Origin of the sequence: Streptomyces sp. XM83C (genome assembly GCF_023072675.1) — a bacterium.
Lineage (GTDB): Bacteria > Actinomycetota > Actinomycetes > Streptomycetales > Streptomycetaceae > Streptomyces > Streptomyces thermocoprophilus.
On sequence record NZ_JALLGL010000050.1, the window covers coordinates 18,986 to 27,257 of the forward strand.

Below are 8,272 nucleotides of genomic sequence, written 5' to 3' on the forward strand. Positions count from 1 at the left end.
GCCGATTCCTTCCCGGGGCCCCGCCCGTTCCCGGGGGTCCGTCCCCGCGGGTTCGCCTGCGGTGGCCGTCCCCGCGGGCCGGGGGCGGTCTCCGAGGCCGTTGCCCGCGGGTTCGCCCACGGGGGCCCGTGACCGCCACGGGTACCCCGTCAGCCGCCCGTCACCCCGGCCGGGACCCGGCCCTCGTGCGTCCAGGCCAGCAGATCCTCCAACGACCAGGTGGTCACCACCCGCTCCGGCGGCACCCCGCACTCCTCGGCCCGCGCACAGCCGTAGATCTGCCAGTCGAGCTGGCCCGGCGCGTGCGCGTCGGTGTCGATGGAGAACAGCACCCCCGCCTCGACGGCGCGCCGCAGCAGCCGCCGCGGCGGGTCGAGCCGCTCCGGCCGGCTGTTGATCTCCACGGCCGTGCCCGCCTCCGCGCACGCCGCGAACACCTCGTCCGCGTCGAAGCGCGACTCCGGCCGCCCCCGACCGGTGACCAGCCGCCCGGTGCAGTGCCCCAGCACGTCGGCGTGCGGATCGCGTACGGCGTTCACCATCCGCCGGGTCATCGCCCGGGCGTCCATGCGCAGCTTGGAGTGGACGGACACCACCACCACGTCCAGCCGTTCCAGCAGCTCCGGCTCCTGGTCCAGCGAGCCGTCGTCGAGGATGTCGCACTCGATCCCGGTGAGCAGCCGGAACGGCGCCCATGTCGCGTTCAGCTCCGCCACCACGTCCAGCTGCTCCCGCAGCCGCTCCGGCGACAGACCGCGGGCCACCGTCAGCCGCGGCGAGTGATCGGTGAGCACCGCCCACTCGTGCCCGAGGGCCGCCGCGGCCCGGGCCATCTCCTCGATCGGGCTCCCGCCGTCCGACCAGTCGGAGTGCAGATGGCAGTCGCCGCGCAGCAGCGCCCGCAGCCGCTCACCGCCCTCCACCGGCGGGCCCTCGGCCGCCTCGTCCTCCAGCTTGCGCAGGTACTCCGGCACCCGCCCGTCCAGGGCCTCCCGCACCACCTGCGCCGTCTTCGGGCCCAGCCCGCGCAGCGCCTCCAGCGTCCCCGCCGCGGTCCGTTCGCGCAGCTCCGCCGCGGGCAGCTCGCGCACCACCCGGGCGGCCGTACGGAACGCGCGGACGCGGTACGTCGGCGCCAGCGAGCGTTCCAGCAGGAACGCGATCCGGTCCAGAGCGGCGACAGGGTCCATGACACCTCCCGCCCCCAGGGTTCCCCAGCCCCCGCGTCCGCGCACGGCGGACGACGCGGGGTGGCCCGGCACCGCCGCCGGACACGCCCGTGATCGGCGGCGGCGGACGGTCCGCCGCCGGCGCCGGGCCCGCCCCGGCCCCGCCGGAACCGTTCGACCGCCGTACCGGGTGAGTCGTTTGTCCGGATTCCGCTTTACCCTCGATGACATGACCGAAGTTGCGAGCCCGCACATCTCCCGGCCGCGGATCATCGTTCTCGGCGTCCAGCCCGGGACGCCGCCTTTCCGCATCGTGGAAATCGACGGTCAGGTCGTCGGGGAGGCCAAGGCTCTCACCGACGTCCTCGAAGCCGCCGCCGCGTACGGCATCACGATCCATGACGCCGACGACCCCGACGTGGTCCGCTGGGTGGGCGGCGACAAGTACACCTGGTCCCTGCACTGAGCCGCCGGGTGCGCGGCGGGCAGGGGCCGCGGCACCCGGCCGGGTGGTGCGATCGTGGGCGGCGGCCTCAGCCGACCGTCCACTTCTGGTTGGTGCCGCCCGAGCAGGTCCAGATCTGCAGGCGCGTGCCGTCGGCCGTGTTCCGGTCGGTCACGTCCAGGCACTTGTCGGCCTGCGGATTGACGATGTCCTGCGCCCCCGTCACGACCCACTTCTGATTCGGGCCGCCCGTGCAGTCCCACAGCTGGACCTTCGTACCGTCGGCGGTGCCGTTGCCGGTGACGTCCAGGCACTTGCCGAGCGCGCGGAGCGTGCCGTCGGAGCCGACGGTCCACTGCTGGGCGGCGGTGCCGTTGCAGCCGTAGAGCTGTACGGGGGTGCCGTTGGCGGTGTTCGCGCCGGCCACGTCCACACACTTGCCGCCCAGGCCGCGGATCGGCCGGCCGACGGCGAAGTCGCCGGTCGTCACCGACACCGAGTCGACGACGAGCTGCTGCGGGAAGACCGTCGAGCCGTCCGGGTCGCCGGGCCAGTAGCCGCCGACGGCCAGGTTCAGGATCAGGAAGAACGGCTTGTCGAACACCCACCGCTTCCCGCCGAGGTCGGCCGGGGTGCGCCGCTGGTAGACGTTGCCGTCCACCGACCAGGTGATCGACCCGGGCGCCCAGTCCACCGCGAACGTGTGGAAGGCGTCCGCGTACGCCTGCCCGCCCGGCAGCGAGTAGGCGGCGCCGATGCCGCCGGAGCCGTAATAGCCGGGCCCGTGGATCGTGCCGTGCACGACGGACGGCTCGAAACCGACGTTCTCCATCACGTCGATCTCCCCGGAGTCCGGCCAGCCGACATCACCGATGTCGGTGCCGAGCATCCAGAAGGCCGGCCACATGCCCTGCCCCCGCGGGATCTTCATCCGCGCCTCGACATGGCCGTACTGCGCGCTGAACCTTCCCGCGGTGTTCAGCCTCGCCGAGGTGTACTGGCAGGTGCCGTACCAGCACTGGTAGCCGGCCGGGTTCTCCCGGCGGGCGGTGATGACGAGGTGGCCCTGGCCGTCCAGGACGGCGTTGTTCGTCCCGGACGTGTAGTACTGCCGCTCGTGGTTGTTGACGTTGTCACCGGTCTCCAGCTGCCACTTCGAGCCGTCGACCGGGGCTCCGGCGGGGCCGTCGAAGGTGTCGGAGAAGACCGCGGCGGCGGCGACCGCGGGCGCCCGGCCGTCCGCCGGGGCGGGCGTGTCGGCCTGAGCCGTGCCGACGGCGGCGAAGGCGAGCACGGCGGAGAGCGCGGCGAGCAGGCATCTGCGGGGCAGGCGTGGGGAGGCCACGGCATTCCCTTCCGTACGGCACACGGGCGTGCCGACCTGGTGTGGGGGTGAGCGGATGAATGCGTGTGAACGTCGCCCCTTGATTCAAGAAGTGAGGTAAGGAGGCGTCAAGATGTTGGTCCGGACCAGCCGTTCACGTTCACACGGGCAAGGGCGCGGCCTGCGCGCGGTCGTGCCGGGGTGCGGCCCGTCGGCTCCTCCGGTTGTCAACTGGACTGTGTCCCGGGCCTGTTGATGCCGCTCGGACGGGGCGCCGCCCCGCTGTCCTGGCGTGGCGGCACGGTGGGGCCTCTCCTTCGGCGCGTCGGCCGGAGGAGAGGAGTCATAACGTGCCGGAGGCGGCCTCGGGCAGAGCCAGGGCCGCCTCCAGCGTGGCCTGCGGCGGCAGCAGCTTGCCGAGCCCGGTCAGGCGCAGGACGCGCAGCGTCAGCGGGTGTGTGCACACCAGGTGGATACGGCCGTCATGGTCCAGCACCCGGCGCCGGGCCCGGTACAGCAGCCGCAGACCCGAGCAGTCGAAGAACTCGATGTCCGTCAGGTCGATCACGACCCGCGGCGCGGGGCCCTCCGTCGCCGCGTCCAGGGACGGCTGGATCTCGACCGCGGCGGCGATGTCGATCTCGCCGGCGAACTCCAGCACCGTGTACCCGCCCGCCTCGCGTGTGCGCAGATGCGGACTGCGCGCCGCGGGTTCGTGCTGCACGACGACATCGCCTCCAGCCGCTGTGGGGGAGGGGAGCCCCGGATCGCTCCCCGCCCAGCAAGTTACCCTTGAGCGACTGCATTTGAGCATGTTCGATTGACATATGTCGTCGATTTGCGACCGACTTTTTTCGTGTCGTGAGCGAAGTCGAACGAGTCGGCTGGTGGCAGCCGCGCCGCGTCAGTCGACCACGAGCACCAGCTTGCCCGTCGTGCGCCCGGTGTCACCGAGCCGGTGCGCCTCCGCCGCCTCCGACAGCGGGAACGTACCGGCGATCTCGGGACGCAGCCGGCCCTCCTCCACCAGCGCGGCGATCTCCCGCATCCCGCTGTGCGAGGCGTCCACCAGCATGCGCACCGCCCGTACGCCGAGCCGCTCGGCCTCCCTCGGGAAGTCGTCCGACCCCACCGGCAGGATCGACACCACGATCCCGCCCGGCCGCAGCACCCGCAGCGACCGTACCGACGTCTCCTCACCGAGCGTGTCCAGCACCACGTCGACGTCCTTCACCGCCTCCGTGAAGTCCGTCTCCCGGTAGTCGATCGTCTCGTCGGCGCCGATCGAGCGCAGGAAGTCGTGCTTGCCGGAGCTGGCCGTGCCGATGACATGGGCGCCGCGGGCCTTGGCGATCTGCACGGCCACATGGCCCACGCCGCCCGCCGCCGCGTGGATCAGCACCCGCTGCCCCGGCCGCACGTCCGCCGTCTCCACCAGCGCCTGCCACGCGGTCAGCGAAACCAGCGGCAGCGCCCCGGCCTGGACGTGGTCGAGCGCGGCCGGCTTGTGGGCGAAGGCGCGTGCGGGACCGGTGACGTACTCGGCGTGCGAACCGTGCCCGAAGGGATACGGCAGCATCCCGAACACCTCGTCGCCCGGCGCGAAACGGGCGACGCCGATCCCCACCGCCTCGACCACGCCGGACACGTCCCAGCCCAGCACGAACGGCGGCTTCCCCAGGAACCCGCCCGTGGCGCGGTGCTTCCAGTCCGTCGGGTTGACACCCGCGGCGCGCACCCGCACCAGCACCTCGTTGGGGCGCGGCGCGGGCCGCTCCAGCTCGATCTCCTTCAGCACCTCGGGACCGCCGAGGACGTCCTGACCGATCGCACGCATCGTTTTCACATCGTTCATGGTCAATCAGCTTGCCCCGATCCACCCGGCCCGGAAATGGCATGATGGCCAACATCCGATAGAATCGTGCCATGAAGTCGGAGCGTGTGGTCGTCCTGGCCCTGGACGGGGTCTATCCCTTCGAACTCGGCATGCCCAGCCGTATCCTCGGCGCGGCCGACGGGCACTACGACGTCGTGACCTGCACGGTCGACGGCAGGCCCGTCCGCACCAGCGCGGACTTCACCGTCACCGCCGACAACGGCCCCGAGGTCCTGGACACCGCTGACACCGTGGTCGTCACCGCCATCGACCCCGCCCGGCTGCCCCTGGAACTCCCCGAGGCGACCCGCGCCGCGCTCGCCCGTATCCGCCCGGACGCCCGGATCGTGTCCATCTGCACCGGCGCGTTCGTGCTCGCCGCCGCGGGACTGCTCGACGGGCATCGCGCCACCACCCACTGGCAGCTCGCGGACCGCTTCCGCCGCCGCTACCCGCACATCCCGCTCGACCCGGACGTCCTCTTCGTCGCCGACGGCCGCGTCCTGACCTCGGCGGGCGCCGCCTCCGGCGTGGACGTGCTGCTCCACGTGATCCGCGAGGACCACGGCACCCGGCTCGCCAACGCCGTCGCCCGGCGCTGCGTCGTACCGCCGTTCCGCGACGGCGGCCAGGCCCAGTACATCGAACAGCCCGTGCCGGAGTCCGGCGCCAACGGCACCTCCGCCACCCGCGCCTGGGCCCTGGAACACCTCGACGAACCGCTCTCCCTCGCCGACCTGGCCGCACACGCCCGGATGAGCCTGCGCACCTTCGCCCGCCGCTTCCACGACGAGGTCGGCCTCAGCCCCGGCCGGTGGCTGATCCAACAGCGCGTCGCCCGCGCCCGGCATCTGCTGGAGACCAGCGACCTGACGGTCGACCAGATCGCCGGAGCCGTCGGCTTCGCCACGGGAGCCTCCCTGCGCCAGCATCTGCACGCCACGATCGGCGTCTCCCCCCAGACCTACCGCCGCACGTTCCGCGCAGCGGCCCGCTGACGCCCGCTGGCGTCCGCGCCCCTCATCGGGATGTACGTCCGCCCGGCGCACCGGCGGGCCCGGACCGGAGGCCGGCCCGTCGAGGCCCCTTTCGCCCGGGCGGAGGAGCACGGGGCCGAACAGGCCGAGGTGACCGCCTACGCGGACAGCACCCCGACGCCCTTCGCTTCTACGAGCGGCACGGCTTCGAGGCGCTGTCCCCAACGCTGCGGCACCCGTTGTGGGCGCCGTCCCGTGCCTCGCGCCGGGGTGAGGCGGGCGGGCCCCGGGCGGTGCGGGTTGCCGGGGGAGTGTCGTACCGGAGGGGATCGGTGCGGAGTGCCCGGGAGGCCTCGGCAGGGCGGCGCGAGCACACTGGGGGCATGACGACGTCACCTTCCGCCCGCACCCTGAAGCAGCGCAAGCAGGACACCCTGCACCGCCTGGAGAACGACGTCGACGCCTGGGTCGCAACGGCGGCCGAGCACGGCGGCGCGCCCTGTCTCGTCCCGCTGTCCTTCGTCTGGGACGGCACCACCCTGCTGATCTCCACCCCCGCCGACAGCCCCACCGGGCGCAACCTGAGCTCCACCAGGTCCGTCCGCCTCGGCATCGGCCGCACCCGCGACGTGGTCATGGTCGAGGGCACCGCCACGGCCGTCACCCCCGCCGACCTCGCCGAGGAGGACGCGGAGATCTTCGCCGCCAAGACCGGCTTCGACCCGCGCGAGCTGCCCACGCCCTACCTGTACTTCTACATCCGCCCGCACCGCATCCAGGCCTGGCGCGAGGCGAACGAACTCAAGGGCCGCGAGCTGATGCGGGACGGCAAGTGGCTGGTGGCCGACTGAATCCGGGGTGACCGCAAGGGCCGGGACGGAAAACGCCGCCCCGGCCCCCGCGACCGCGGAGGAGACATGCCCCTCGTGACCGCCGGCGTCGTCGTGCTCGACTGCGCCGAACCCGAGCGACTCGCCCGCTTCTGCAAGGAGTTCCTGGAGGCGGAGGAGACGGAGGAGTCCGCGAACCGGGTGGAGCTGCGCACCGGCGACGGCATCCGGCTCGCCCCGCGCCGCGACACCGACGCCACCCCGCCCGGCCGGCCCCGCCCGGAGAACTCCCTCCAGGCCCACCTCGACTTCGCGTGGAGGACCTGGACGCGGCCGAACGCCGCATCCGTGAGCCTCGGCGGCCGGCCGACCGAGGCCGAGGACGCGCCGGGCCCCTCCGAGGAACGCGCATTCGCCGACCCGACCGGGCACTCCTTCACCCTGCGGCGTATCCCACCGCCGGCCCCGAAGCGCGGGTGACAGCGCCCGCGCGGCGCGAGGCGGGCGCCCACCGCCCGCGCCACGGGACGCGCCGCCCGTACCCCGCGCAGGGTCAGTCCCGGCCGCCCTCGTCCTTCACCGGCCACGCACCCGTCTTGCGGGCGATGGCCTTGGCGCCCGTACGGTCCACCGCGCTGCGCACGACCGCGAAGATCGCGCCCTGGATCGCGGCGGCCAGCAAGATCTCGCCCCAGCCGCGATCCGGGTCCAGCGCGTCCGGCGCGTCCTCCTCGTCCCGGATGGCCTTCCACACCTTCCGGAAGGCCATGCCGCCCAGCGAACCGCCGAGCCAGCCGAGCACGAATCCGACCGGCTGGTAGGCGAGGGAGAGTTTCTTCTTCTTCGTCTTGGCCACGGGATCTCCTGTTCCTGCGCACTCGGTCGTCCGGAAGCTCTGCCCCGATCATGCACACCGCCCGGGCGGGACCGCCTCCCGAACGGACTCCCGCCCCGACGGCGCCCTGGCTCGCGCGACGCGGGCCGGCTCGTCCCGGGTGTCTCCGGCCGGGTTCCCCGATTCGGCCCGGCCGCACCGCTTGATCGGGCCTGGAGAAAACGGGGGAGGGGCCGCCCGAGCGCGCGGACGCGTCGCCGGGCGCGCACGCCACCCGCGAGAGCACCTGGCAGGGCGGCTGCGCCGTCATCCGCGCGGCACAAGAAAGCCCCGCCGCGACGGGGGAACGCGGCGGGGCCTGACATTCAGGTGCCCGGCGTACGGCGGTCCATGCGCGGCGGACACAGATTTTTCTAGGTCCTTTCCACACCCGCCCCGCCCTGCCCGGACGGATGTGAGCGTCGATCGCGGCGATCCGGCCGAGGGGCCCTCGGTCACGGCGTCACCATCCCGCCAACCCCGTCACCGGCCGACATCCCCTCGCACCGCCCCGCCTCCCCGCCACCGGGGCCGTACGGCCGCATGGCGTCGGACTTCGGCCAGAAGGCCACCGCCACCGATCTGGCCGAACTGCACATCGCCCTATAGATGCCCGGGGCATCTAATGGCGTGCGGAACGCACTCTTCCTCAGCGAGCACCTGCGAGCACCTGCGAGTACGTGCAAGCCCCTGCGAGTCCCCTGCGAGGTCCGCCATGACGGAGTCCCCTCCCACGCACCCGACCGCCACCGCCCCCAAGCCTCCGCCCACCGCTCC

9 protein-coding genes are annotated in these 8,272 nt (G+C 73.2%); 4 read left to right on the forward strand and 5 right to left on the reverse strand.

Annotation, left to right across the window (positions count from 1 at the left end; all coding sequences use genetic code 11):
- Nucleotides 1-149 precede the first annotated feature (149 nt).
- Complete coding sequence (locus MTQ10_RS08775) at nt 150-1,190, reverse strand: PHP domain-containing protein (protein WP_247464207.1); 1,041 nt, start codon at nt 1,188-1,190, stop codon at nt 150-152.
- Nucleotides 1,191-1,398: 208 nt separating this feature from the next.
- On the opposite strand from MTQ10_RS08775, the gene MTQ10_RS08780 reads away from it, so the two are divergent.
- On the forward strand, nt 1,399-1,635 hold the full coding sequence (locus MTQ10_RS08780; protein WP_247464209.1) for a hypothetical protein: 237 nt from the start codon (nt 1,399-1,401) through the stop codon (nt 1,633-1,635).
- Between the two features lie 67 nt (nt 1,636-1,702).
- Here MTQ10_RS08780 and MTQ10_RS08785 read toward each other — a convergent pair whose 3' ends face one another.
- From MTQ10_RS08785 to MTQ10_RS08795, 3 genes are all read right to left on the reverse strand, one after another.
- The gene (locus MTQ10_RS08785) at nt 1,703-2,959 is read right to left on the reverse strand and encodes a lectin (RefSeq protein WP_247464212.1); all 1,257 of its coding nucleotides are present in this window, start codon (nt 2,957-2,959) and stop codon (nt 1,703-1,705) included.
- Nucleotides 2,960-3,281: 322 nt separating this feature from the next.
- Entirely contained in the window at nt 3,282-3,662 is a 381-nt protein-coding gene (locus tag MTQ10_RS08790) for an anti-sigma factor antagonist (RefSeq protein WP_247464217.1), read from the reverse strand.
- A gap of 180 nt (nt 3,663-3,842) precedes the next feature.
- The gene (locus MTQ10_RS08795) at nt 3,843-4,793 is read right to left on the reverse strand and encodes an NADP-dependent oxidoreductase (RefSeq protein ID WP_247464219.1); all 951 of its coding nucleotides are present in this window, start codon (nt 4,791-4,793) and stop codon (nt 3,843-3,845) included.
- A gap of 71 nt (nt 4,794-4,864) precedes the next feature.
- On the opposite strand from MTQ10_RS08795, the gene MTQ10_RS08800 reads away from it, so the two are divergent.
- From MTQ10_RS08800 to MTQ10_RS08810, 3 genes are all read left to right on the forward strand, one after another.
- Entirely contained in the window at nt 4,865-5,812 is a 948-nt protein-coding gene (locus MTQ10_RS08800) for a GlxA family transcriptional regulator (protein ID WP_247464223.1), read from the forward strand.
- Between the two features lie 362 nt (nt 5,813-6,174).
- A complete protein-coding gene (locus MTQ10_RS08805; RefSeq protein ID WP_247464226.1) occupies nt 6,175-6,642 on the forward strand; it encodes a pyridoxamine 5'-phosphate oxidase family protein in 468 nt (155 codons plus the stop codon).
- A 66-nt stretch (nt 6,643-6,708) separates the two neighbouring features.
- Nucleotides 6,709-7,101 (forward strand): VOC family protein, encoded by a 393-nt coding sequence (locus MTQ10_RS08810; protein ID WP_247464229.1) that lies wholly within the window; start codon nt 6,709-6,711, stop codon nt 7,099-7,101.
- A 73-nt stretch (nt 7,102-7,174) separates the two neighbouring features.
- Here the strand turns inward: MTQ10_RS08810 and MTQ10_RS08815 are convergent, their stop codons facing one another.
- Entirely contained in the window at nt 7,175-7,477 is a 303-nt protein-coding gene (locus MTQ10_RS08815) for a DUF4235 domain-containing protein (protein ID WP_247464232.1), read from the reverse strand.
- Between the last annotated feature and the right edge of the window lie 795 nt (nt 7,478-8,272).

Bases quoted from the DNA above. Each gene is read 5' to 3' on its own strand.
- MTQ10_RS08775 (WP_247464207.1), bottom strand. From the start codon at position 1,190: ATGGACCCTGTCGCCGCTCTGGACCGGATCGCGTTCCTGCTGGAACGC.
- MTQ10_RS08780 (WP_247464209.1), top strand. From the start codon at position 1,399: ATGACCGAAGTTGCGAGCCCGCACATCTCCCGGCCGCGGATCATCGTT.
- MTQ10_RS08795 (WP_247464219.1), bottom strand. From the start codon at position 4,793: ATGAACGATGTGAAAACGATGCGTGCGATCGGTCAGGACGTCCTCGGC.
- MTQ10_RS08800 (WP_247464223.1), top strand. From the start codon at position 4,865: ATGAAGTCGGAGCGTGTGGTCGTCCTGGCCCTGGACGGGGTCTATCCC.
- MTQ10_RS08805 (WP_247464226.1), top strand. From the start codon at position 6,175: ATGACGACGTCACCTTCCGCCCGCACCCTGAAGCAGCGCAAGCAGGAC.
- MTQ10_RS08810 (WP_247464229.1), top strand. From the start codon at position 6,709: ATGCCCCTCGTGACCGCCGGCGTCGTCGTGCTCGACTGCGCCGAACCC.